The following is a 26529-nucleotide window of genomic DNA, read 5'->3' on the forward strand; positions in this document are numbered from 1 at the left end:
TCCTTCAACACCTTCAGGCGACGGTTATACTCTCAAGGCTAACAAGAAGGTTACTTACAGCAGCCTTGGCGAAGACGAGAGAATGATCGGCTTTGCTTACGAAGACTTCGGTATCCCAAAGAACGAGAAGATCACAGAGGTACAGGTAAATATCTCTGCAAACGGCAACATCGGTAAGTATGTTGGTCAGTTCGGTACTTCCACAACTGATAAGGCTAACGGCTACTGGGCTATGGGCGACGAGATCACTCAGTCTATCAACGGCAACAGCGGCACTATCACATGGAAGGTTCCTTCAGATATCTCTTCTATCATTCAGACTGAATACGGCGGAGAGATCAAGTTCGGTGTTTGGTGGATCGACTGTGACCAGTTCACAATTGACTCTGTTACACTGAAAACAGGCGGCAGCTCAACACCTTCTGTAAAGACAACAACTACTACAAAGGTTACAACAACTACTACAAAGAAGGTAACAACTACAACAACTACAACAGCTCCTGTAGTAACACAGCCTTACGTAGTTACAGATCCTCCTCTCCAGCCAACAATGCTCGGCGATGCAAACAACGATGAGCAGATCGACCTTTCAGATGCTGTTATCATCATGCAGGCTCTTGCAAATCCGAATAAGTACGGCGTTGAGGGTACAGACCGTCATCGTATCTCACAGCAGGGCTGGGTAAACGCTGACGTTCACAAGAAGGGCAACGGCGTAACTTCTAACGATGCATTAGCTATCCAGAAGTACTGCCTCGGTCTTATCTCATTACCAACAGAAACAGTTTGATCTTAAATCGAACATTGAAAAGCAGCTCTTCGGAGCTGCTTTTTTGTTTATACCCCCATAAGTTGTATGATTTCAACAATTTTAAACGCTAATTTTGTCTCGCTTTTTCAGAGAAACCCCTTGCAAATCAGCTTCGACTGTGATATAATAGTATAGCTAATTGAAATGTATCGGCTTATGCCGTAATCTATAACTGTATTTTCGGAGGTAGTTTTTATGTCAACATTAGAGATAATCGGCGGAGTTGTAATTCTCGTTATCAGTCTTCTCACAATTATACTTTGCCTTTCACAGGAACAGAAATCACAGGATAGTATGACAGCAGCTCTCACAGGTGCAAGTGCTGATTCATTCTACGGTAAGAATGAGGGCAGAACTAAGGAAGCTATTCTCGCTAAGATCACAAGAACTCTTGCAATACTCCTTTTCATTGCTGTGCTCGCTGTTAATATCGTACCGATCTTCACAAAGTAAGAAAAGCTGCCCTGTGACTTAAAGTCATGGGGCTTAAATTTTTATCGGATAAACTGCAAAAGGAGACTTTTATGTCTGAAAAAAGTAAAAAGAAGCAGATAGTCAAAAAAGGCAGCTCCGCCGTTTCGATGGAGAGCTATAAAAATAAAATAGTCACTTTCCTGAAAGCCTATGGCAAAAAATCCATGCCCCTGAGTGAGCTTGAGTCAAAGTGCAAGACTAAGAAATCGGGAAGAGAAAACTTCACCGAGGCTTTTTCACAGCTCCGCACCGATGGTATCATCATGATGAAAAAAGGCATGAAGGTGGCTCTTTGCTCACGGGTCAAGGCTTATCCAGGAACTGTCACACGCCTGAGCCGCACCTTCGGCTTTGCCATGACAGATGACGGCGTTGAGTACTTTATCCCCGGAAAATGTATGCTTGGAGCTATGCCCAACGACAGAGTGCTCATCTCCCCTATTGCTTCACGCTCGGGCGAGCCTGAGGGCGAAGTGCTGGATATACTTGAATTTGGAAGCTCGCAGCTTACGGGAAAAATTGAATTCGAGGACGGCAGACCTTATCTCGTCCCCGATACTGCTTCACGAAATCATATCATCATTGTCCGCGAGGAAAGTATCCCCTTTGAAAACGGCGACAAGGTACTGGCTGACATAGTTTACCGCGGCAGACGACACGCCGAGCACAAGGTCAAGATAACCCTTGTTTTCGGAAGCTCGGAATATGCTGCTTCTACGGCAGCTTCAATACTTGTCATGCATGGTGCTCCCACAGCTTTCCCCGAGGAAGTGCTGAAAGAAGCACGTAAGATATCCGCAGGCGGTGTGCAGGAGTACTGCTTCAACAACCGCGAGGATCTCCGCGATATGACTATATTCACCATTGACGGTGCTGAGTCAAAGGACCTCGATGACGCAGTATCGGTACAAAAGACTAAAAAGGGCTACTGCCTCGGAGTCCACATCGCCGATGTTTCACACTACGTAAAGGGCAACAGTGCTCTCGATAAGGAAGCTCTCATGCGCGGAACAAGCATCTACTACGCAGATAAGGTGATACCTATGCTGCCGAAGGAGCTTTCAAACGGCATATGCTCCCTCAATCCAAATGAGGACAGGCTCACGCTGTCGGCTTTCATGGAGCTTGACAACGACGGCAATATGCTTTCCTACCGCTTCTGCAAGAGCGTTATCCGTTCAAGGGTAAAGGGCGTTTATTCCGAGATAAACCGTATACTTGACGACTCGGAAACTGACGAGATAGCTGCAAAATACGCAGAAGTCCGCGACAATATCACACTTATGAACGAGCTTGCGGACAAGCTCATCGCTAAGAAAAAGCTCCGCCATGCTCCTGAGATAGAAACTACGGAAAGCAAGCTGCTTATCGGCGAGGACGGCATCTGCTATGATGTACAGCCCCGTGAGCGCGGCAAGGCTGAGCGTATAATCGAGGAATTCATGCTTACAGCCAATGAAGCGGCTGCAAAGCTTGCAAAGGATAAAAAAGTACCTTTCGTTTACCGTATACACGAAGCTCCCCCAGAAGAGAAGTCAGAGCTTCTTCACGAAATGCTGCCGAAATATGGCTTTGAATGTCCGCCTTTCAACGAGTTCAAGCCTGCTCACGCGGCTAAGATACTGGAAAGCGCGAGGGGTACAGAGAAGTTCGAGGCTATCAATATGCTGGTGCTCCGCTCTATGGCTAAGGCGAAGTATTCTCCCGAGCCTCTGGGACATTTCGGACTTGTGCTCGATGACTATGCACACTTCACCTCGCCTATCAGACGCTATCCCGACCTTGCTATACACCGCATAATCACGGATATACTTGCAGGCTACAACAACGAATGGCTAAGCAAACGCTATTCGGGCTTCGCTGTCAATGCTTCGGAGCGTTCTTCCGCTGCGGAGATACGCGCTGTAACTATCGAGCGCGAGTGTGAGGACTGTTACAAGGCTGAGTATATGAAAGCTCACATTGGTGAAAGCTTCACCGCTAAGATATCGGGCGTTACAGAGTTTGGCTTCTATGCCGAGCTGCCCAATACAGTTGAGGGACTTGTCCACATAAGGACTCTCCCCGAGGGCGAATACGACTATACCGAGCCCGTAGCACTTACAGAGAAATTCAGCGGCGTTTCCTATACCTTAGGACAGACCGTTCAGGTAATATGTGCCGCTGTAAATGTCAGTGACGGAATTATTGATTTCGTCCTTGACGATGATGAACAGGAGGAAGAATAATGAAAAAAATATTGTCTTTTATCGCAGCAACTGCACTTGTAATATCAGCCGCTTCATGCGGGGAGAAAACAGGCAAATCTTCTAATACCGCAAAGAAAAAGCCTGCCGAGACCACTTCTCAGGCAGACACGACTGATACGACTACCTCTGTTTCCACAACAGCAAAAACTACTGCCAAAACCACATCTACTACGACAGTCACAACTGCTCCCACAACTCAGCCCGATCCGCTGGGCGGCGGTGCTTTCGCCTACAACGAGGACGGTGCGGTAGTATTTGAAGCAGATCAGGACAAGGTCGATGACCGTACACTCATTGCGGCTGCACAGGCTCTTTTCGAGTCAGCCTGCAAGACACAGATGAGCTTCACTGTAGGCTGTCCATTTGATGTTGACTTTAATGACACAGCTGAAAACGACATGGGCTGGAAGTGCTACCGCATAACAGACAGCAATATCAAAACATTCAGCGACCTCGAAAACGAATACTTCAAGGTATTCAGCTCACGTTACCCAAACAGCGAGCTCTCACAGCTCTACTTTGAGAAGAACGGCTCTCTCTACGCTTTCTGCGGCAACCGCGGCAGCGATATCTTCTATTCATCTTCAAAGGTGACGGAGATAAAGTCAAAGTCAGATGACGAGATACTGTTCACAGTCGAAAACTTCTACACAGGGGACGATTACGGCAATGAGCCTTACACAGAAACAGAGGATTTCTCAGTCGTCAACGAAAACGGCGTTTGGAAAGCAGGAAAGTTCGTGCTTCCGTATTAAGCAGCGTGACGCTGCACCCTTGCCACGTTGTCGCTCGTAAGCTCGCTAACCATTATCAAAACCCATAATCGTACATCGCTTACGTAACAATATGTAGGGGCTGCCTTTGGCAGCCCCTACAATTGATATCAAAGATACTGTTATACACACAAAAGCGGCTGACGAAATGTCAGCCGCTTGTTTTTATGCTTTAACTTCCGATGCACCGAGTCTGCGGAAATATTCCTCTGCATACTCTCTGTACTCGTTTCTGAATCCCTCGTCATTCTCCTTGACATCGTGGAGATATGCGTGGATATTGGTCTTTTCGTCTGTCTCGATAAGACAGCCTGCTATATTTGAACAATGGTCGGAAATACGCTCAAGATTGGTAAGCACGTCCTGGAAGATATATCCAAGCTCAACAGTACATTCATCGTTCTGGAGTCTGCGGATATGTCTGTTTTTAAGCTCTGTGCTAAGGTTGTCCACAACTTCTTCAAGCGGCTCGACCTTATGTGCGATAGAAAGGTCATTCTTTTCATATGAGTCGAATGCCTTATTAACATTCTCTGTGATAGCGTCTGTTATGACCACTATCTCGTTTATACATTCCTCAGAGAAGTTTATACCCTTTTCGTGCATTTCCTGAGCCGATTCCACAAGGTTCACAGCATGGTCGGAAATACGCTCGAAATTGCCCACACAGTGCATCATCTTCGATACGCTTCGGCTGTCTGCACCTGTAACACTGCTCTTTGCTATCTTTATCAGATAGCTGTTTATCTTATCCTCAAAGCCGTCGATTATATCCTCGTTCTCGATAACTGTATCGCAAGCCTCGCCGTCATACTCCACAAGGAGCTTCAATGCCATGATGATAGTCTCTCTTGTGAGCTCAGCCATCTGTAATGTTGCTGATAAGCAAGTATGAACTGCTACGGCAGGTGTTTTGAGAAGGATATCGTCCAGACCTGTGATCGTTTTTTTTGAACTTACCTGTTCTACGCTATCATCCTTTATTATTATCTTAGAAAGCTTTACAATATGTTTTGAGAACGGTAAAAGAATAATTGTTGTTGCTATATTGAATATAGAGTGCATAACTGCTATTCCGACAAAACCAACGGTCTTATCAAATATACTAAGCTGAATAACACTTTCAAGTATCATTGATACCGGTAGCAGTATAAGCGTTCCGAGGACCTTTATCAGTATGTGTATACAAGCTACACGCTTGGCGTTTTTGTTTACTCCGATACTGGAAATAAGCGCTGTTACACAGGTACCTATATTAAGTCCCATGATTATCGGAAGCGCCATACCATATGTCAGAGCGCCTGTCTGTGAAAATGCCTGTAATATTCCGACAGAGGCTGCGGAGCTCTGGATTATTCCTGTAAAGCCTGCTCCGACCAGTACGCCGAGGATAGGATTCTTAAATGCCGTGAGGATAGTCTGGAACTTAGGCGAATCAGCCAAGGGTGATACCGCATCTGACATAAAAGTCATTCCTGTCATTATAATGGCAAAACCTACAAGGATACGTCCTACGTCTTTTTTCTTGTTTTTCTTTGCTGCCATTATCAATATAACACCTACAAGTGCAACTAAAGGTGCAAATGATGAAGGCTTGAGCATTTTTATAAACGGATTCTTTCCGTCAACACCAGCAAGACTAAGTATCCATGCAGTAAGCGTTGTTCCTATATCAGAACCAAAGCAGACACCGATAGTCTGTTCAAGATTCATGATACCCGAGTTTACAAATCCGACAAGCATTACCGTCATAGCCGATGATGACTGTATCGCAATGGTTATGCCCATTCCGAGCAGCAACGCTTTGAATTTGTTGGAGGTCATTTTTTTCAGTGCAACTTCAAGCTTGCCGCCTGTAAGTTTTTCCAGTCCCGTTGACATTACTTTCATTCCGTAAAGGAAGAAGGCAAGTCCGCCAAGAAGTGTGAAGATATTAAATATTGAAAATTCTTCCATAATTCTCTCCTGTTCTTATACCTTTATTTTGTTCCATTATTATTATAACAGGAAAGAAAGACAAGTCAATAATTACTGCTCTTTTTTTACGTGGATTTAACATTGACCATACATAAAAAAGGGCTGCAATCAAATGCAGCCCTTAATATCACTTTTTCTTGTTTTTATTAGCGTTTTTCTGTGATGCGTTTGCCTTTTCGGCTTCTTCCTCGATGATATCAACGAGCTCATCAAGATCTGCATCTTCGTCGTCATCATCATTTCCGCAAGCCTTTACAGCTTTTGCTCTTTTTGCAGTATCGTTCTTGAGAGCGCTGAAAAATGCCATGCAGAGGTAGATCATGAAGATAAGTGCTTCAACAATTACAAGAAGCTTTATAGAGCCCTTGACTGCATCAACTATTCCTGCTGCGACTGATCTTGAAGCAGGGATAAGAATATTATATGCGTGTGCGAACTGAACGTTCTCATAATAATCATCAGCTGTCTTCTGTGTAAGGTCAACTATCTGTGATACCTTTTCGCTGAGTGACTTGATATCAGCCTCTACCTTTTCGATGTTTGCCTTAGAGCTGTTCTTGTTGTTCTTGAGAGCATCGCGTCTTGACTCGTAGAAATTGATATCCTGCTTTGCCTGTGCGAGGCTTGCCTGTACTGATGTCTTCTGTCTGAACAGTGAGTCATACTGGTCTGAATGAACTGTAGACTCTGTATTTACATTATCACCGTATACTGTGATATTATCCTTCTGGTACTGTGATATTGAAGAATCGATCGAAGCGAGACGCTCTGCATATTCGTCCTTATCACGGTTGAGGTTCTCTATTCTGTAATCATAGTAAGCAAGTGCTGAATCCTTATCCTTTGTTACATTGTTTACAGAGATGTAAGAAGATATTCTGTCAAGGTCGATGCTGTAAACTGTCTTTGCATATTCTGAAAGGTCCTTGAATGTATATCCTGTAACGCTTGAACGGAATGCTGTATTGTCATCGTTTGAAAGTGAAGAAAGGTAATTTCTTACTGTTCTGAGCGAATTTCTGAAAAGGTCGATCTGCTGTGCATAATCATAGCTGTCATACTCAACGACCTTTACAGCAGCTCCCAGTGACTCGTTGTAGCCGTACTGCTCATAGAAGAAGTCACGGTAGCAGTCAAGAAGAGTATTGAGGAACTCAACGCCGTCTGTTCTGCTAAAGCCTGCATTGCCGAAATCAAAATATATCGTGAACTGTGTAGGATACCATGTAACATCGAGCATAGACTGTGCTGCGGCAAGATTTCCGCTTGAAGCACTTTCCATTACGCTTTTATATGTAGTAAGTCTCTCATAAGCATCCTGTGGGATCTTTGAATCAAAAGTGATATTCTCTCTGATATCTTCAACCATTTTCAAGTCGAAACCAAGCTTTGTAAGAGTTCTTTCGATAACGAGAGGATTTTTCATGGAATTGATATCGAATTTACGTCCGGCAGGATCAAGACCTTTTTCAATACCGCTGTATGAAAAGCTTACCAGAGCCTTTGCAGGTGTTTTCTTTGAAAAAGTCATTATTGCAGAGAAAGAAAAAGCGAAGATACCTGCGATTATAGCTATTACAAGCCATAAAACAAGAAATCTTTTAAGCTGTTTCATAATAGATGATATGGAAATAATAACTTCATCCTTTTCATCGCTCGGATTTTTGATCGTAACATTAAGATTGCGCTCATTATTCTTAGCCATTTTGACCTCCAATTAACTACATATACTTATTTTGTGGCATAACACGCCGTAATAATCATTATATCACCAAAAAAAACATCAGTCAATAGCTTTGTGAAATTTCCAGTATTTAACTGAATTTATTTTTTTTATACTGTTCCCCTTTGTCATATCGTACTAATATAAACGGCGATCCCTTTTTCAGAGATCGCCGATGTATTATTTATATACCATTTATAATGTATCAGACTGCATGGCCTTTTGACTTGATAACAGAAACTACTCTGTCAACGCAGCTTCTGCATACAGCTTCGTCCTTTGCTTCTACCATGACTCTTACAAGAGGCTCTGTACCGCTCTCACGAACGAGTATTCTTCCGCCGTCGCCAAGCTCTGCGGCAACCTTGTCCACCTCTGCACGTACATCGGGATCAGCCTGTGCAGCAGCCTTATCCTTTACCTTGACATTTTCAAGCACCTGAGGATATACTGTGAACGGTGCAGCAAGCTCGCTGAGCTTCTTCTCGCGTGACATAATTACCTGCATTATCTTCAGGCTTGTAAGGATACCGTCACCTGTTGAAGCATACTTCGAGAAGATTATATGTCCTGACTGCTCACCGCCGATGCAGCAGCCGTTTTCCTTCATATATTCGTATACGTACTTATCGCCTACGGCTGTCTTTGCGTAATCTATGCCGATCTCGTCAAAGGCTCTGTAAAGCCCGAAATTGGACATTACTGTAGTAACGACTGTATTGTTGAGAAGCTTTCCGCGCTCCTTCATGTATCTTCCGTAGATGTAAAGGATATGGTCACCTGTGATGACATTGCCCTTTTCGTCAACGCACAGGCAGCGGTCAGCGTCTCCGTCATATGCGAAGCCTGCATCGAGACCGTTCTCAACTACAAATTTCTGGAGTCCTTCGATATGTGTTGAGCCTGCATTGTTGTTGATGTTAACACCTGTAGGTGCTGCATTTATTACATAAGTCTCTGCGCCGAGAGCATCGAATACCGACTTTGCAATATTCCATGCTGCACCGTTTGCACAGTCGAGACCTATCTTCATTCCTCTGAATGAGTACATTCCGAGAGAGATAAGGTATCCGAGGTAGCGGTTTCTGCCAGAAACATAGTCAACGCTCTTGCCTATCTTGTCGCCGTGAGCAAAAGGTATCTCCTTCCACTCCTGACCGAAAGCATTGAGGTTTCCGTCAAGATATGCCTCAACAAGGTCGATGACTGTATCTTCCATTTTCTCGCCCTGTCCGTTTATGAGCTTTATTCCGTTGTCATAATAAGGGTTATGGCTTGCGGATATCATAATTCCGCAGTCAAAGCTGTCAACTCTTGATATATATGCAACAGAAGGTGTAGTTGTAACGTGGAGAAGGTATGCATCAGCACCCGAAGCAGTAAGTCCTCCTACCAGAGAATACTCGAACATATAGCTCGAACGGCGTGTATCCTTGCCTATTACTATGCGCGGTGCTTCATCTGAGCCGCTTCTTCTTTTGAGCTCTCCGTAATACCAGCCAAGGAAGCGTCCGACCTTGTAAGCATGGTCAGCAGTAAGATTTTCGTTTGCAGTACCTCTGAAGCCGTCAGTTCCAAAATATTTTCCCACTCTTGATTATCTCCTTAGATTAAAATATTATAATGTATGGATCCCAGATCCTGTAACACACCTGTAAATCACCCATAACATTCAAATTATAGCACTTTATGCAATACAAGTCAATGCCTTGCCGAGAAAATTTACAAAAGAGTACAACACTGCCGCTCATTTTTATTGAAAATTTCTACACGTTTTTTATGAGAGAATACTGCGGAAAGTACGTCTATATAGTAGATGTTCTTTTTTTATCTGAACAGGACGAATTTTCTATTGCAAAGCGGAAAGTTTTGTAGTATAATAGAAAATAGTATTATAATCGGGTACTATGGCTTTCACCGCCCGAAACAAAAGGAGGAACAAAATTGGCTAAGTCAATATCTACGGGAACGAAGACTGCTTCGTCCTCATCCCGCAACAAGATCGGCAGCACCAGACCTGCAATAACTGCCGCAGACATCATAGCCGAGAAAAAGGGACAGAAGTTCAAGCCGCTTTATTACGTCATCGCTTTTCTTGTACCTTTTCTTCTGACATTCGTGTCGTATATCTGCTTTGATGTTTACCCATTCGGCGAACGTTCCGTACTGACGCTCGACCTTAACGGTCAGTACATCTACTACTTTGAAGCATTGAGAAATGCTTTCTGGGGCGACGGAAGTATTTTCTACAACTGGAGCCGAAACCTTTCGGGCGGCTTCATGGGTATCATAGGATACTACCTCGCAAGTCCGTTCACCTTCATCGTCATGCTGCTTCCGAGAAAAATGATAATCGAAAGCGTTATGATAATGCAGATGACAAAGGTAGGTGCGGCAGGTCTTACATTCTGCATTTATGCGCAGAAGTCAAAGAGACTCAAACCGCTCCAGTCTGTAATGTTCTCAACAATGTATGCTATGATGGCATATGTTGTTATCCAGCTCATAGATCCCATGTGGATCGACGGACCTATATTCCTGCCACTTATAATCCTCGGCGTGGAATATCTCATTGATGACGGCAGAAAGCTGAATTACATCATACCTACAGCCATAATGTTCGTGGCAAACTTCTATATTGGCTTCATGATAGCCATATTCATCGCCATTTACTTCGTTTATTACCTGTTCTTCGGTACTAAGCGCAAATTCAAGAGCATAGAGGAATACGCAAAGACCATAGGTATTATGGGCGTTTCCACCGTGGTAGTACTGCTTTGCAGTATGTTCATGATACTGCCTGTCTACAACGCCCTTGCACTTGGTAAGTTCGACTTCTCTGTTCCTGATTACAGCTACAAAGCTATGTTCAATCCTATCGAACTTGTTCCTTGTCTGCTCCCGAACCAGTATTACTCAGTTAACGTTGACGAGGGAACTCGCTTCTACGGCAGACCTGAGATATACTGCGGCGTTCTCACATTCGTTCTTCTCCCATTGTTCTTCATGAACAAGAAGATAAAGACAAACAACAAGATAGGCTATGGTCTTATGACCTTTGCCCTTCTGTTCAGTATGTATGTAAAGCCTATCAATATGATGTGGCACGGCGGTCAGGATCCTAACTGGCTCCCATACAGATATTCATTCCTGCTCTCATTCGTTCTCGTATCAATGGCAGCAGAGGTATTCTCAAAGCTTGACGGCTATAAGCTGTCACCGCTGAGTGTAGGCTCATCGGCAGCAGTTATCGGTATACTGACGGCGATATTCTGCAAGATGATGAAGTCATTCAATTATAACGAGAGCAAATACAAGTATGTTGCTATTCTTCCTTACAAAGCTAATATGGAGCGCGGCTCGGAGAGCTGGGAAGAGACATGGCTGGGTACTATCGCTTTCGGTATGATACTCGCAGGCATCTACCTCGCAGGCGTTTATCTGTACAGCCATTCCAAGACCAAAAAGGCTAAAAGTGCTATATCCGTTGTTATGGCACTGTTCATATTCTTCGAGACAGGCTACAACTGCTATGACTCGTTCAGAAAGATATTCAAGGAAGTAGGTAACTCCGACAAGAGCACTTACACCGAGATACTTTCCGCTCCCGATGTTGTAAAGGAGCTCAAGAACTACGACAACGGCTTCTACCGTGCTGAAAAGACCTATTCTCGTATGGTAAACGATGATCTTGCATACGGTCTCAAGGGTATTTCCCACTCAAGCTCGGTAATGAACGCAAAGGCTATCACATTCATCGAGGCTATGGGCTATTTCACTCAGAGCTTCGAGTCAAAGTATGAGGGCTGCAACCCTGTTGCCGATTCTATCCTCGGCTTCAAGTATATCCTTGATGATCCTGCAAGAAGCAGCGGCAGCACACAGATGCTTGATCACTCATACGAATATCGTTTCTCAACTTCTTATAAGAAGGACAAGGACGTTCCTGCAACAGTTGACATCTACGAAAATCCAAATGCGCTGAATATCGGTTACATGGCTAATCAGGATATCCTGAGACTTTCAGGTCTCGGCAACGATAACCCCTTCAACAGCCTTAACAACTTCCTCAGCTCAATGACAGGAAATACTACCGATTACTCAGCTGTTCCGCTTGTTCCAAAGCAGTATTATGTTCCTTTCGATTGTACTGTAAAATACGATGATACAAAGGTATATCTCCACGATTACAATAACAACGGCACTCTTCACGACTGCTACGAAGCATTCGCAGGCGTTGACGACGCTGTTGTAAACGTTGATGTAACTGTTCCTAAGGACGGCAACATCTATATGCACCTCGGCTCTGAAATGAGAAAGACCTGTAACGTATGGGTAGCTGTAAAGGGCGATGACGGTGTATACAGAGGTCAGAAAACAGGTACGGAAGCTTATGACGGCTACGGTACTTACTTCAACACCAACTCTTCACCTATCGTAAGAATGGGCCCGTTCAATGCCGGTGACGAAGTTGAGATAAGACTTACTATCCCGCCTACAGACGGCAGATACACAGGAAGCAACGAGTACATCATGGTAAGAAAGAACCAGGGCTTCAACTTCTATTACCTTGATGAAGATGCTTTCGCTGAGGATATCAACAAGCTTAAGGAGCGTCAGTGGAATCTCGATATGAGCAAGACTACAGACCGCTACCTTGTAGGTGATGTTGATGCTCAGGAAGGCGAGATACTCATGACCACTATCCCTTATGAGCCCGGCTGGAAGATAGAGATAGACGGTGAGGCTGCTGAGAACTTCATTACAGAGACAAAGCCTGAGGGCTCTGACAAGACAGTGCTCGTAAACGACAGCAAGTCTGCTGAGGCAGGTGCTAAGGGCGAAGTCCTCGTTCTCGGTACTCTGATAGGTATACGTCTCCCAGCAGGTCACCACACTGTTTCAATGAAGTATACTCCTCCCGGATTTAACTTCGGTATATTCACACTTATACTCGGTATAGCTATTCTCGTACTTTTCTTTATTTATGATAAGAAGCACAACAAGGTGCTCCTCGAAGTACAGAAGGCTAAAGAGATAATCAAGAGCGGCAAGGCTGATGAATACCTTGCTGAGATAGCTGCTCAGGAAAAGGCTGCAAAGAAAAAAGGCAAGAAAAAATCACAGCTGATAAAATCAAAGGGAGCTATCGCCGAAGAGTCACTCAAAAAGGCTAAGGACAAAGCCGAGGATATCGCTGAGGATGCAAAAGATGCCGCAGATGATGTCAAGGAAAAGACCGAGTCTATATCAAAAGATGCATTAAAGGCTATCGAAGACGCTGTTGAAGTGACTGCCGCAGAGATGAAATCCGCTGAAGAAACAGTAGAAGATACAGTTGAAGAAGCTGCTGAAGAGGCTATCGAAGAAGCCGCCGAGGCTGCACAAAATGCAACAGAGACCGTAAAGGAAGCTGTTAAAAAGCCTGCGCAGAATTCTTCAAACAACAAAAACAAGAAAAAGAAGAAGTAATATCATGTCCCCGCCAATGTGCGGGGACTTTCTTTTTTGCTTTAACGCACTTGTGATACATGGTAAAATGAGAGCTAATTTATTAAATAAATGTTACATAGTAAAATACTTTATCTCGTTATTTAATTTCTTTTTCTCATTGTGTGAAATGTTATATCAAAATAAAAAATTAGAAATAAACATTTCACGGTATATAGCTTCTCTCTGGACAATTGTGCTAAAATAACAAATCAGAATTCTATATAACATATTATGTAATTTGCACAAATCCACTTGACTTTATTCTACACATATGATAAAATTTAGTTGTAAAGTTAGATTGAAGCTTTTTGCACTGAGCTTCGATCGAATAAACCAAATATCATTTTTATATTATTAAGGAGGAAAACATAATGTTTATTGAAAAGAACGTTAAACGTTTGGTCAGCATCTCTGCTGCGGCAGCTTGCATCTTCTCTTCACTCCGCATAGCTCCTATAGGCGACTATGCAACAGCTGCAAACACAATGACAGCTTTCCAGATCACTCAGAATATGAAGGTGGGCTGGAACTTAGGTAATACTCTTGACGCTTATGCTCAGGACGAGAACGGCAATCCTCTCACAACATACGGTCTTGATTCAGAGACCTGCTGGGGCTGCCCAAAGGCAAACGAGACTCTCTTCAAGGCTCTCAAGGCAAAGGGCTTCAACACTGTTCGTATCCCTACAACATGGTTCCAGCACCTTGACTCAAACAACAACGTTGACCCTGCATGGATGGCAAGAGTTCACGAGGTAGTTGACTACGCTTACAAGAACGGTATGTACGTTATCCTCAACATTCACCATGAGGAAGGCTGGATCAACAGACCTGATCTTGCTACAGCTTATGACGATATCAAGCCAAGACTCCTGAAGCTCTGGGAGCAGATCGCTACAGAATTCAAGGATTACGATCAGCACCTCATATTTGAGTGCATGAACGAGCCGCGTGCTAAGGGCACAGACTGGGAATGGTGGTATGCAACACCTGTTGCTGAGGCTGACGTTATCAACAAGCTGGAAGCCGACTTCGTTAAGCTCATCAGAGGCATGGACGGTCCTTACGCTAAGACTCGTCTCCTTATGCTCCCGGGTTATGTAGCAAGCTCAGACAAGACTTTCCTCAATCAGATCGTTCTTCCTGAGAATGACGACTTCCTCGCTGTTTCTATCCACGCTTACACACCTTATAACTTCACAATGAACACTGACGAAAAGACAGGTGCTTATCACGACACCTTCACAAAGGAGTTCAGCAACGATCTTGCTTACAACCTCCAGAACTTCCGCGATATGTTCATCAATAAGGACGTTCCTGTAGTTATCGGTGAGATGGGTACATCTAACTTCGGCAACACACAGGCTCGTGTAGACTGGACAACTCAGTACTTCACAACAACTAAGAAGTATGGTATCCCCTGCGTTCTCTGGGACAACAACATCGAGTCAAATCCAAAGGCTCCGGGTGAGTGCCACGGCTATATCAACCGTGAGACAGGCGAATGGTATTCTTCAAGCCTTCCTATCATCAACAAGATGATGGAGATCATGAACGATGACAAGATCGTTTGGGGCAGCGAAGGCAAGATGCCTGAGTACAGCCATCAGGATCTCTCAGCAGGCAAGGCTCTCATCAGCTCAGACGTTGAGATAGACGCTGCTAAGGCTGCTGCTCCTGTATACGGAAACACAACTCCAGGCGTAGAGATCTCATGGAACGATCTCAAGGGCAAGGAAGTTGCTATAAAGTACACCGGCGATACACCTGTTCTTTGCTTCTCAGACAAGAGCTATGACAACTGGACAGAGATATCACCTTACACAGTAGACGAGAAGAACGGCATTGCTTACTACCTCGTTGACAAGCAGCTCCCTGCTTCATGGAGCGGCGATCTCTCAAACGTTAACCACATTCAGGCAAGAACTGCTGCTGTTACAGTTGTTAAGCAGATGGTAGTTCTCAATGCTCCTGACGTAGAAGTTGAAGTTCCTGTTGACAAGACAAAGAAGTACAAGATCGACCTCGACAGCAACAGAAACGGCAACCTCACAATCAACCTCACAGGTGAAGCAGGCACACTCACAAACGGCTGCCTCGGCTTCAAGACTCCTGACTGGACACAGATCGAGTGGGAAACAACGATCGGTTCCGACGGTACAGCAGCAGTTACTATCGCTCTTGATAAGATTCCTGCTGATGCAACTTCTATAGAGTTCCAGATCTGGTACAACCCAGAGAAGGTTGAGATGAAGGATTATAAGGTTGGTGCTGCTCAGCAGACAACAACAACAACTACTACATCTACAACTACCACAACTACTACTACAACAGTTACATCTACTACAACTACAAGTGCAACAACTACTGTTACTGAAACAACAACAGTAAGCACACCTAACACAAAGAGCACAGGCAACGGCGATGCTAACCAGGACGGCGAAGTTGACATGGGCGACGTAGTTCTCATCATGCAGTCTCTCGCAAATCCTAACAAGTATCAGCTCAACGGCAAGGCTGCTGAAGCTGCTGACGTTTACGGCAACGACGGCGTTACTGTAAAGGACGCTCAGGTTATCCAGCTCTTCCTTCTCCACAAGATCAATTCACTTCCTGTTGCTGAAGGTACAGTTGTAGACTAATTCTTAATTCAGTTCTCATATACCTCTAAAATGCAGCTGCATCACGCAGCTGCATTTTTTATGCTTTGATTTAATAATTTCTTGCACTTATTCAATTATAAAATAATATTAACATTTGTTACCTATTGACAAAACAATATGAACTGTTATATAATTATAACGGTATCGCTGTACATATAAAAAGAAATAGCGATACTATTGGGATAAAAAATATAACAAAAGCAGAGATATAAATATGCTTTATAATATGCAATTAATGCTCTATTGTAGAAAAAAGGAAGACAACCAAATATGCTTACTGATTATCATTGTCATATTCTGCCTGGCATGGACGACGGTGCGCCCGATGCGGATACCGCTCTGGACATGATAGACATAATGAAGGAGCAGGGCGTTGAAAGGATCATCGCAACTCCTCATTTTTATGCGCATGAGGAACGTTCACTGACAGAATATCTTTTAAAGCGTGAGGACGCTTTTGACAGTATTGCCGATTATACCGCAATACCTAATATACTTCTTGGCGCAGAAGTCGCCATAGAACACGGAATATCGAAAATTCCCGGGATACAGCAGCTTGCTATCGAGGATTCTGATATGATCCTTCTTGAGCTGCCTTTCCGAGATTATGAGGATTGGATGTCTGAGGAAATAAACGCTATCTCTTCAGAGTACGGGCTGAAAGTAGTGCTTGCTCACATACACCGATACCTCACATATTATTCGCCCGAAAATTTTGAGAAAATACTCAAGACTGACGCCATTTTTCAGTTTAATAATGATGCGTTCTTATTACAGAGAGAAAGAGACTTGTTAAAACGGCTTGTCAAAGAGAAGAAGACTATCATTTTCGGAAGCGATGCACATAATACGGACACGAGATGTCCGAACTGGGATGTTTGTTTGGAGGTATGTGACCCCGATGTGCTTGAAGCATCAAATTCTCTTCTGAAAGTAACAGAAGAACAGCTTCGTGTCATGGCTCCGCCGGAGATCGGAGAACAGGGGGCATAATTTTAACGGCTTTATTTATGAGCTAATGGGGGAAAAGTATGAAAAATCTATTAGAAAAGTTTAGTTTCCGCAGAGTAATTCTTGCTCTTGCAGATGCATTCATCATCATGTCATCTGCTCTTATCGCAAATTTTATTCTTTCGTTCTTTAATTCGGAGATATCACGCTCCGATATGCTAATGAGCTTTGTCGTCAGCTCTGTCACCTGCTGCGGCTCGCTGTTTATATTCGGAGCTTACAGCAAGCTCTGGAGATTTTTCCATAAACGTGATTATCTGTCATGCGCCTACGGAGTCATCGGCGGTATCATTATCGCCTGTGGATTTATTTATATCATCAGAAAAAACGTAAACATCAATTATGCCTGCGTTCACGGTCTGATATCTCTTATCGGCGTATGCCTTTTCAGATTTCTCTTTAAGGAGACCTTTGTCACCTTCTCTGACTCTGTCACCAAAAGCGGCAAAAAGCGTACTATGATAGTGGGCGGCGGTCAGACCTGCCGAATGATACTTACCGAGATAAAAAATGCTACCGAATCATCTTTCACAGATGACAAGGTAAGCGCAGCATACGATCCTGTATGTATCATCGACGACGACAGATCAAAGATAGGTTCGGAAATACTCGGCGTTACAGTTGTAGGTACTACAAATGAGATAATCAAATTCGTGGATCAGCAGCACATCGAGCAGATAATCTTCGCTATCCCCTCCTGCCTTGAGGACGAGAGAAAGCGTATCCTCGATATATGTTCGTGTACAAAGCTCCCCGTTAAGGTAGTTCCTTTCATCGGAAACCTTATCTTTGACAACGGAAACACTCCTATCCTCACTCAGATGCGCGACATCAAGGTCGAGGATCTTCTCGGACGCTCTCCTATAAAATTCGATAACGAGGAGATACGTCACTTCATCTACGGAAAAGTATGTATGGTAACAGGCGGAGGCGGTTCTATCGGCTCTGAGCTTGTCCGCCAGATCGCAAAATACGGTCCTCAGCAGATAATCATTGTTGATATCTACGAAAATAACGCTTACGCTATCCAGCAGGAGCTCGTTATGGACTACGGCGACAGCCTTAATCTTACCGTGCTTATCGCTTCCGTAAGAGACTATTACCGCATGAACCGCATATTTGAAAAGTACAAGCCGGATATCGTATTCCATGCGGCTGCACACAAACACGTTCCTCTTATGGAAAATTCTCCTATGGAGGCTATCAAAAACAACGTTATAGGTACTTTCAATACCGCTTCGCTGGCGCAGTTCCACAAAGTAAAGAAATTCGTTATGGTATCCACCGACAAGGCTGTTAATCCTACGAATGTCATGGGGGCTTCAAAACGCTGCTGCGAAATGATAATACAGTACCTCTCACAGCAGAGAGACTGCTATACCGAGTTCGTAACAACACGTTTCGGAAACGTTCTCGGCTCTAACGGCTCTGTAATACCGCTCTTCAGAAAGCAGATAGAGCAGGGCAAGCCTGTTACCGTAACTCACCCCGATGTCATAAGATACTTTATGACAATACCCGAGGCTGTGAGCCTCGTCCTCGAAGCCGCTGCAATAGCTCACGGCGGAGAGATATTCGTGCTTGATATGGGACAGCCTGTTCATATCGTAAAGCTGGCTGAAAACCTTATACGTATGTACGGAAAGGAACCGTACAAAGACGTTGAGATAAAGTTCACAGGTCTCCGTCCGGGCGAAAAGCTCCGCGAAGAACTCCTCATGAACGAGGAAGGTCTGAGAAAGACCTCAAACGAGCTTATCTTTATCGGTCAGCAGATAGAGCTTGACGGCGAAGAATTCATCAAAAAGCTCAGAAGGCTGCGCAATGCGGCTAACGAAAACCTCTGTGATCTGGTAGTTGAACAGCTCCACGAGATAGTTCCTACCTTCATTACTCCCGAGGAGTTCAACAGAGCTGAGATAATCAAGCACAGCAAAACAGAATTTGTAGAAAATGTAAGGGACTGACTTCAGTCCCTTTACTATTGCCATAAAGGAGACTTCTTATGATATACAGGACACCCGAATATTGCAGAGATTTCCGCTGTATCGCAGGGAAATGCAGAGACAGCTGCTGCAAGGGCTGGGAAATAGATATCGACGCCGATACTGCCGCTTATTACGAAAGTATAGGCGGAGAATTCGGTAAAAGACTCAGGGACAATATCCGTGACGGCTGCTTCGTACTCACGGAAGATGAACGCTGCCCCTTTCTCAATGCTGAGGGACTATGCGATATATACACCGAGCTTGGCGAGGACAAGCTGTGCCGCATATGCTCAGATCACCCGCGGTATTTCGAGTGGTTCGAGGGACTGAAAGAGGGCGGCGTAGGGCTGTGCTGCGAAGCCGCTGCGGAGCTTATACTGTCCCGTCCGTTCGCGCTTTCGGAGACTGATATCCCCTATGAAGAAGCCGCAGGCGGCTATGATGAGGAGCTTTTCGAGCTGATACTCTCCGCAAGAAGCGATATGCTCCGTATACTCGGCGATGAGAATATCCCACTTGTCGAGGCAATTTCAGCTATCCTCGATATCGCCGCCGATGCACAGGAAAGCATTGATATGCCCTTTCCCGATAATGAAGCCAATGACAGCGGTGACGCTCTGAGCCGTATTTTCGGCTGTTTCAGCGAGCTTGAACCCATTGACGTGAACTGGCTGCCATACATAAAGGACTGCAACGAGAAACTCGTCTGTCTGCCTGAGCACGAAAGCTCCACTGACATATATCTCCGCAGGATAGCACAGTACCTTATATTCCGCTACCTGCTGAAAAGCGTTTACGACGGTGAAATACTGGGATATACCAAGTTTGCCGCAGTGAGCATTATCGTTATCAGCTGCCTGTTCAGATATTCCGCACTGAAAGGGACTGAACTCAACCTGTCAGAATACTCAGAGATAGCTAAAAACTACTCAAAAGAGACGGAATACTGCGAGGAAAATATGGAAAAGCTCCTTGAACTTTTCGCAGACGAGCCATTTTTCAGCATATCGTCTCTGAAAGCCATGCTGTATGAAAGTCTTGGCGTAAATGTGGACAATATCTGAAATATCCGCCTTTAAATGCGAAAACTAAGTGAAATTCATTGAAATACTTGCAATATTATGATATAATGAATGTGAATTAACGGCTTTATGCCGCATAAATAATGAGAGGGTAATATTTATGTTTAACTGTAAAAAAACTGCCGCTTTTATTGCAGGTCTTATACTCTGCGCATCATCTGCGGCTTCACCTTTGGTATCATTTGCAGCTATTGACGGTGCATCTGTTGAGGCAGATGACGGTACCGAAATAACAACCGCTGCTGCGGAAGAGGACTACAAGACCAGCGGTGATTTCAAGTATTCTCTTACTTCCGAGGGAAATATCTGTATCGAGGACTGCACCAGCACTGCGGAGTCTCTCGTTATACCCGATACTCTCGAAGGCAAAAAAGTCACTGAGCTTGGCAAGAACGCTCTGGGTAAAGACCACGAAAACAATCCGTATACTTCTGTTACTATCCCTGCTTCCATTGAGTATATCTCCGCAGACAACCCTTTTATGTACTGCACAAAGCTCAAGGAGATAAAGGTAGACAGCGGTAATACCGAGTATACTTCCGAAGACGGAGTTCTCTACACCAAGGACAAGAAAACTCTCATCTGCTACCCGTGGTGCAAGGAGGGCGACAGCTTTACTATACCCGAGGAAGTTACTACTCTCGGATTTGCTTCGTTCTACAGCGCAAAGCTTACTACTCTGAACTTCCCCACTACTCTTGAAATGATAGGTGCTTTCGCATTCGGCGACATGATATACCTTAAATCCGTGGATCTCAGCAAGACTGCAATAAAGGCTATCCCTAACTATGCATTCTCGAATTGCAGCACAATGGAAAACATCATTTTTCCTGATACTCTTGAAGCTATAGGCGGCGGTGCTTTTTCAAGCTGTAGTCTTATAAAGGATATAACTCTCCCCGAGTCGCTCCTGTCTATCGGACAGTATGCCTTCGTGGATACAGGTCTCGATACTATAGTTATCCCCGATTCTGTGCAGGAGATCGGCTATTCCGCTTTCGGCTACCGCTCATCGGAATACGGCGGAATCATACCCATGAATGACTTTACCTTAGTCGGTAAGATAGGCGGTGCGGCTTACAAATATTCCACAGACTCCGACAGCGACTACGACTATAAAAATAACTTCACTTTCCTCACCCGTGAGGAATATACACAGGAGAAAGAGCTCCTGAGCCTTGAAACAGTCAATTCAGGCGATTATACCTACGCTATCAAGAACAATACAACTCTGCTTATCTCATGCAGAGCTGCGGACAAGACCATTACCGTACCCTCGGAAATAGACGGAAATACAATTACTGTCGTATACCCCGGCTGCTTCACACCTTGTCAGGCTGAGGAGATAATCCTCCCCGATACCGTTACGGAAATAAGAGAAAGTGCATTCCTGCAATGTCCCGAGCTCAAAACTCTCGTTATCCCCGAAAGCGTAAAGAAGATAGGTCAGGCTGCCTTTGCTGAATGTGCAAAGCTTGAAACTATCGAATTCAAGGGTGCTGAAACTATCGCAGAGGCTGTTTTCAGCGGCTGCGGCGCACTGAAAAAAGTAACAGCCGCAGGCTGTCTTAAAAATTGGGATGACGATGAACCTTTCGTATACTGTCCGCTGCTTGAAGAAATAAACATCGGCGAGGGCGACGGAAATTACAGCTCAAATGACGGTATCCTCTACTCAAAGGACAAGTCCTCTCTCCTCTGCTACCCTGCCAACAAATCAGGCGACAGCTTCACTGTTCCCGACAGTGTAAAGGAGATAGGCATATCCGCATTCCTCAACAACAAGAACATCAAAAGCGTGAAGATGTCCAAGGTCGAGAAAATACTTGCATACGCATTTGAGGGCTGCACCAATCTCAGCTCCGTTGAGGTCTCCGAAAACCTTAATACTATCGACTCTGATGCTTTTTATAACTGCACTTCGCTGAAAAGTCTGAGACTTTACGAAAACCTCAAAACTATCGGCACTTGTGCATTCGGTTACTGCAAAGACCATTCTTCCGATGCCGAGACCGATACCGACACCGACACTGACTCGGAGGAGGACTCCGAAACAGGCAAGGACCTTCTCGTTGCAGGCTTCAAGCTCTATGCTCCCGAAGGCTCTAAGGCATATGAATATGCTAAAGATAACGGTATCGAGGTCATTGCAAATACAACAGAAATACTCGGAAAGAACATAGATACACGCTTCCTTTATGCCATCATCGGTATCATAGGCGCAGCTATCCTCACAGTCCTCGGCATACTTATCGGCAAGGGCGTAAAAAAGAAAAAGGCTGCTGCCGATAAAGCAAAAAGAAAAGAAAAAGCAGCCGAGCTCCGCAGCAAAAAGCAGGAGGAAGAAGCGGCTGACGAGGACGCAGATGAAGATGATGAAGAATATGAGGACGATGATGAGGAGGAAGTATCCGATGAGGATTGATATAAAAAAGGCTGCCGCTTTATTTGCAGCAGGCTTTATGACATTATGCAGCGTACCGTTCAGTGCTGCTGCCGATAATTTGCAGGGTGCAGGCGATGATCCGCTGACTGACGGTTCGTTCGTCTATGAGCTCCAGGACGATAATACTTACAAGATAACTCAGTGTACGGCTACTATCGTAGAAGCTGTACCTTCAATGAGAAACGGTACTGCTGTAACAGCTATCGGTGAGGGCGCATTTCTGAACTGTACTGCAATAACCGCACTTGATATCCCCGACTCTATAACTACTATTGAGCCAAGAGCCTTTTACGGCTGTGCATCGCTCAAAAGCGTAAAGCTGCCGAAAAATCTGAGATCTCTCGGTGAATACGCTTTCTTCTCATGCAGTGCCCTCGAAAGCGTAAAGCTGCCTGATACTCTTACGGAAGTTGCTCCGTTTACATTCGCACTCTGCGACAATCTCGAAAATGTAGAGCTTCCCGATACCATAACTTCATTCGGTGACTATGCATTTTATCAGTGCGGCAAGATAAGCTCATTCCGTCTGCCTGCTTCACTTAAAGAAATAAACGACAACGCTATGGGCTGCTGGTTCTCGATAAATGATATCGACGCTTCCGCAACGAGCAATTTCATCTATGAGAACGATATGCTCATGGATAAAGATAAGCACTTTATCTACCGCGCATCGACTGAGATAAGCGGCGATGTAGTCATTCCCGACGGTATAAACACTGTCAAAAGCGGTGCATTTTCCACCTGTTCCCAGATAACTGATCTGTTCCTGCCTAATTCGCTGGTATACATAGAGGACGAAGCGTTCAGGAACTGCTCATCTATCAAGAAAACAGACTTCGCAGAGGGACTCAAAAGCATCGGATTTGGTGCATTTATGTTCGATATGGGACTTGAGACCGTAGACCTGCCGGCTTCTCTTGAACTTATTGACGAGCTTGGTTTCGCCTATTGTATGAAGCTTAATAAGGTAGTACTTACAGAGGGACTAAAGACCATAGGCAAGGAAGCGTTCCTCGGCTGTGAGGAGCTGAAACAGGTAAATATACCAAAGAGCGTATCTCAGGTCGGCGAAGATGCTTTCGGTTTCACTTATGCAAACGAGCAGAAAACCAAGGTAAGCGGCTTCTCTATGAGCGTGTTCTCAGGCTCGGCAGCTGAAAAATACGCAAAGGCTAACAGCTTAGAGTATACAGCAAAAGATGTAAATATTGCGAAGTTTGCTTTCATTGCCGCAATGGCAGGCATTATCATTGCCGTTATCGTATTCGCAATAGTCCTTATGAAGCGCAGCAAAAAAACAGCTCCCACAAGCGCAAGAAAGGCTGCAAAAGAAACTGCTAAAAAGGCTAAGGAAGAAGCCGAGGAAAGAGAATACAAGAAGCTCATCGCCGATGAAAATGACGATGATGATGACGACGACGATGATGATGAAGATGTCGATGATGACGAAGAGGACGTTTCCGACGAGGAAGAGTCCGAAGAAGAATAAAAAACGCAAAGTTGAACTTTAATTCATAATTGTAGGGGCGAGTTCCGCTCGCCCATGCCTTATGCAATGAATAACATTAGCGCACTGTAGGGGCTGCCTTTGGCAGTCCGCAACTGAATAAAACAATTAAAAGCCCCGAAACATAATGTCTCGGGGCTTAAATGCTATTTCTTCTTGATTATGTCGTTTCTGGAGACTTGTTTCCTGTCGATATCCTTCAGAATAAAGCCTGCATTTGCCCCCTCGGAAACCGACTCGCAAACTTTGCGGAACTGCTCTATACCAATAATAGTCGTTGGTGTGCCTGCATCTCCATTGTGTACCAGCAGCACATTGTCACCCACAAAGAACACACCGCCTGTTACTGTACCTGTAACTACCGTGCCTCTGCCTGTTATAGAAAAAACATCGGTAACAACAAACTCTGAATACGTACCCTCTGCAACTCCCGACTGCGGAGTATAATACGCCTCGTATTCGCGAAGCTCCTTTTCGTCATCGGTCATAAAACCTGTGTCAGACGGTTCGCGGTTGAATATCCTGTCCTTGAGCTTATCCAGAAATCCCATGATCTTACCTCCATTTCATTGTCTGTTAGTTTTGTCGTTCTTCATCATTCTTTCCCATGCAGGCGACTTAGAACGCAGTTTTTCGGCTGATTTAGTGATAACCTCGAGGATATAGCTGATATCCTCATCTGTTATATCCTCCTCTATAGAAAGTCTCAGTGCGCTGTGAGCAGCTTCACTGCTGAGACCGATAGACATAAGTACGTGTGACGGGTCATTTGAGCCCGATGTACAGGCTGAACCCGATGAAACGCAGATACCGTTCAGATCAAGCATAAGCAGGAGTGCTTCCCCATCAATGCCCTCAAAGGAGATATTGATATTCCCTGCCAGACGCCTTTCTCTGTCGCCGTTAAGACGGGTATGCGGTATTTTGAGAAGCCCGTCAATGATACGGTCTCTCTTTGAAGCTGTTACAGCAGCTTTTTCTGCAATATTGCGCGCTGCAGCTTCTAAAGCTGCTCCCAGACCTACGATAGCAGGCACATTTTCCGTACCTGCACGTTTTCCGCGCTCCTGACCGCCGCCGTGTATAAAGTTAGGCAGAACTATGCCCCTGCGGATATAAAGTGCGCCTATACCTTTCTGAGCGTGTATCTTATGTCCCGAAAGAGACAGCATATCTATGCCCTGCCTGTGTACATCAATATCAACGTGCCCCACAGCCTGTACTGCGTCTGTGTGGAAAAACACTCCCCTTTCCCTGCACAGGGCGGCTATCTCATCAATAGGCTGGATAGTGCCTATCTCGTTGTTTGCGTACATGACAGCAACAAGTGCAGTATCCTCGCGGATAGCCTTTTTTACGCCCTCGGGGTCGATAAGCCCCTTGTCATTTACAGGGACATACGTTACTTCAAAGCCGCGGTCACTGAGGTATTCGCAGGTGTGAAGCACCGAATGGTGCTCGAAAACGGAAGTAACGATGTGCTTCTTCCCCTTTTCAGCCATAAGCTCCGCAGCACCCTTTATAGCCCAGTTATTCGACTCTGAACCGCCGCTTGTAAAGAATATCTCCCTCGGCTCTGCACCTATCGCCTTTGCCGCTTTTTCACGGGCTGTCTCAACAGCCTTCTGTGCGTCGCGTCCCAGCTTGTATATACTCGAAGCGTTGCCGTATTCCGTTGTGAGATAGGGCAGCATAGCGTTCAGGACTTCTTCCGAGACTGCCGTAGTCGCAGCATTATCTGCGTAAACAAATCGCTTTTCCAAAGGATATTTCTCCTATTTTGAGTAAATATCGCGCTGTTCCACTGCAAGTCGGTCACAGCGTTCATTTTCGGGGTGTCCTGCGTGTCCCTTTACCCAATTGAACGTAACGTCATGCTTTTCAAGGAGCGGCAGGAGCTGCTCCCACAGGTCAACGTTCAGCGCAGGCTTCTTGTCGGACTTTATCCAGCCCTTTTTCTTCCAGCCGTATACCCAGCCCTTTGTTACGCTGTCAACTACGTATTTGCTGTCGGTAGTAAGAATGACCTTGCATGGCTCTTTCAGAGCAGAAAGCCCTGTGATGACACCGAGAAGCTCCATTCTGTTGTTTGTGGTGGCACTGTCGCCGCCTGAGAGCTCCTTTTCTATATTGCCGAAACGAAGCACTACACCGTAGCCCCCCGGTCCGGGATTGCCGCTGCAAGCACCGTCTGTGAATATCTCAACTGTTTTTATATGTCTCACCCCTGATTAAGTGATTAGTGGTTAGTTATTAGTAGGGGGCGATGCCCACATCGCCCCGTTTTTTCATTCATATATGCGGAACGCCGAGGGCGGCGTTCCCTACAAGA

17 protein-coding genes are annotated in these 26529 nt (G+C 44.9%); 11 read left to right on the plus strand and 6 right to left on the minus strand.

Annotated features, from left to right (window positions below):
* The 4 genes from BLW60_RS13295 to BLW60_RS13310 form a co-directional block, all read left to right on the plus strand.
* Positions 1–790: DUF5620 domain-containing protein (locus tag BLW60_RS13295; protein ID WP_175460942.1), on the plus strand; the 790-nt coding region annotated here is incomplete at its 5' end.
* 216 nt (positions 791–1006) lie between these two features.
* Complete coding sequence (gene secG / locus BLW60_RS13300; protein ID WP_074718202.1) at positions 1007–1264, plus strand: preprotein translocase subunit SecG; 258 nt, start codon at positions 1007–1009, stop codon at positions 1262–1264.
* A gap of 71 nt (positions 1265–1335) precedes the next feature.
* A complete protein-coding gene (rnr, locus tag BLW60_RS13305) occupies positions 1336–3513 on the plus strand; it encodes a ribonuclease R (protein ID WP_074718204.1) in 2178 nt (725 codons plus the stop codon).
* Positions 3513–4289, plus strand: coding sequence for a hypothetical protein (locus tag BLW60_RS13310; protein WP_074718206.1), 777 nt, complete (start codon positions 3513–3515; stop codon positions 4287–4289). The genes rnr and BLW60_RS13310 overlap by 1 nt, the downstream gene beginning before the upstream one ends.
* A 183-nt stretch (positions 4290–4472) precedes the next feature.
* On the opposite strand, the gene BLW60_RS13315 is transcribed toward BLW60_RS13310, so the two are convergent.
* The 3 genes from BLW60_RS13315 to glmM form a co-directional block, all read right to left on the minus strand.
* Complete coding sequence (locus BLW60_RS13315; protein WP_074718208.1) at positions 4473–6263, minus strand: Na/Pi cotransporter family protein; 1791 nt, start codon at positions 6261–6263, stop codon at positions 4473–4475.
* Positions 6264–6411: 148 nt separating this feature from the next.
* A complete protein-coding gene (locus BLW60_RS13320) occupies positions 6412–7989 on the minus strand; it encodes a lipopolysaccharide biosynthesis protein (protein ID WP_074718210.1) in 1578 nt (525 codons plus the stop codon).
* A 223-nt stretch (positions 7990–8212) separates the two neighbouring features.
* Positions 8213–9598, minus strand: coding sequence for a phosphoglucosamine mutase (glmM, locus tag BLW60_RS13325; protein ID WP_074718212.1), 1386 nt, complete (start codon positions 9596–9598; stop codon positions 8213–8215).
* Positions 9599–9951: 353 nt separating this feature from the next.
* Between glmM and BLW60_RS13330 the strand changes: the two genes are divergently transcribed.
* The 7 genes from BLW60_RS13330 to BLW60_RS16320 all read left to right on the plus strand — a co-directional run bounded on the left by BLW60_RS13330 (position 9952) and on the right by BLW60_RS16320 (position 24179).
* Positions 9952–13479: a YfhO family protein gene (locus tag BLW60_RS13330; RefSeq protein WP_074718214.1), complete on the plus strand. Its 3528-nt coding sequence runs from the start codon at positions 9952–9954 to the stop codon at positions 13477–13479.
* Positions 13480–13871: 392 nt separating this feature from the next.
* Positions 13872–16142 (plus strand): cellulase family glycosylhydrolase, encoded by a 2271-nt coding sequence (locus BLW60_RS13335; RefSeq protein WP_074718216.1) that lies wholly within the window; start codon positions 13872–13874, stop codon positions 16140–16142.
* Positions 16143–16433: 291 nt separating this feature from the next.
* Positions 16434–17156: a CpsB/CapC family capsule biosynthesis tyrosine phosphatase gene (locus BLW60_RS13340; protein WP_175460943.1), complete on the plus strand. Its 723-nt coding sequence runs from the start codon at positions 16434–16436 to the stop codon at positions 17154–17156.
* Positions 17157–17194: 38 nt separating this feature from the next.
* A complete protein-coding gene (locus tag BLW60_RS13345) occupies positions 17195–19141 on the plus strand; it encodes a polysaccharide biosynthesis protein (protein ID WP_074718218.1) in 1947 nt (648 codons plus the stop codon).
* A 38-nt stretch (positions 19142–19179) separates the two neighbouring features.
* Positions 19180–20226, plus strand: coding sequence for a flagellin lysine-N-methylase (gene fliB / locus BLW60_RS13350; RefSeq protein ID WP_074718220.1), 1047 nt, complete (start codon positions 19180–19182; stop codon positions 20224–20226).
* Between the two features lie 118 nt (positions 20227–20344).
* Positions 20345–22669, plus strand: a complete 2325-nt coding sequence (locus BLW60_RS13355) for a leucine-rich repeat domain-containing protein (RefSeq protein ID WP_074718222.1) — start codon at positions 20345–20347, stop codon at positions 22667–22669.
* The gene (locus BLW60_RS16320; RefSeq protein ID WP_175460944.1) at positions 22659–24179 is read left to right on the plus strand and encodes a leucine-rich repeat domain-containing protein; all 1521 of its coding nucleotides are present in this window, start codon (positions 22659–22661) and stop codon (positions 24177–24179) included. The genes BLW60_RS13355 and BLW60_RS16320 overlap by 11 nt, the downstream gene beginning before the upstream one ends.
* 164 nt (positions 24180–24343) lie before the next feature.
* Here BLW60_RS16320 and BLW60_RS13375 read toward each other — a convergent pair whose 3' ends face one another.
* Genes BLW60_RS13375 through rnhA form a run of 3 tightly spaced genes read right to left on the minus strand, consistent with a single transcriptional unit; the run spans position 24344 to position 26413 of the window.
* The gene (locus tag BLW60_RS13375; protein WP_074718224.1) at positions 24344–24748 is read right to left on the minus strand and encodes an EF-Tu/IF-2/RF-3 family GTPase; all 405 of its coding nucleotides are present in this window, start codon (positions 24746–24748) and stop codon (positions 24344–24346) included.
* Between the two features lie 15 nt (positions 24749–24763).
* Positions 24764–25960, minus strand: a complete 1197-nt coding sequence (gene nifS, locus BLW60_RS13380) for a cysteine desulfurase NifS (RefSeq protein WP_074718226.1) — start codon at positions 25958–25960, stop codon at positions 24764–24766.
* A 12-nt stretch (positions 25961–25972) separates the two neighbouring features.
* Complete coding sequence (gene rnhA / locus BLW60_RS13385) at positions 25973–26413, minus strand: ribonuclease HI (RefSeq protein ID WP_074718249.1); 441 nt, start codon at positions 26411–26413, stop codon at positions 25973–25975.
* Between the last annotated feature and the right edge of the window lie 116 nt (positions 26414–26529).

Source organism: Ruminococcus flavefaciens (assembly GCF_900108555.1).
In the GTDB taxonomy this organism is placed as follows: Bacteria; Bacillota; Clostridia; order Oscillospirales; family Ruminococcaceae; genus Ruminococcus; species Ruminococcus flavefaciens_P.

Bases quoted from the DNA above. Each gene is read 5' to 3' on its own strand.
- BLW60_RS13345 (WP_074718218.1), top strand. From the start codon at position 17,195: ATGAAAAATCTATTAGAAAAGTTTAGTTTCCGCAGAGTAATTCTTGCT.
- BLW60_RS13375 (WP_074718224.1), bottom strand. From the start codon at position 24,748: ATGGGATTTCTGGATAAGCTCAAGGACAGGATATTCAACCGCGAACCG.
- BLW60_RS16320 (WP_175460944.1), top strand. From the start codon at position 22,659: ATGAGGATTGATATAAAAAAGGCTGCCGCTTTATTTGCAGCAGGCTTT.
- BLW60_RS13315 (WP_074718208.1), bottom strand. From the start codon at position 6,263: ATGGAAGAATTTTCAATATTTAATATCTTCACACTTCTTGGCGGACTT.
- BLW60_RS13320 (WP_074718210.1), bottom strand. From the start codon at position 7,989: ATGGCTAAGAATAATGAGCGCAATCTTAATGTTACGATCAAAAATCCG.
- rnr (WP_074718204.1), top strand. From the start codon at position 1,336: ATGTCTGAAAAAAGTAAAAAGAAGCAGATAGTCAAAAAAGGCAGCTCC.
- BLW60_RS13340 (WP_175460943.1), top strand. From the start codon at position 16,434: ATGCTTACTGATTATCATTGTCATATTCTGCCTGGCATGGACGACGGT.
- BLW60_RS13355 (WP_074718222.1), top strand. From the start codon at position 20,345: ATGTTTAACTGTAAAAAAACTGCCGCTTTTATTGCAGGTCTTATACTC.
- fliB (WP_074718220.1), top strand. From the start codon at position 19,180: ATGATATACAGGACACCCGAATATTGCAGAGATTTCCGCTGTATCGCA.
- secG (WP_074718202.1), top strand. From the start codon at position 1,007: ATGTCAACATTAGAGATAATCGGCGGAGTTGTAATTCTCGTTATCAGT.
- BLW60_RS13310 (WP_074718206.1), top strand. From the start codon at position 3,513: ATGAAAAAAATATTGTCTTTTATCGCAGCAACTGCACTTGTAATATCA.
- BLW60_RS13335 (WP_074718216.1), top strand. From the start codon at position 13,872: ATGTTTATTGAAAAGAACGTTAAACGTTTGGTCAGCATCTCTGCTGCG.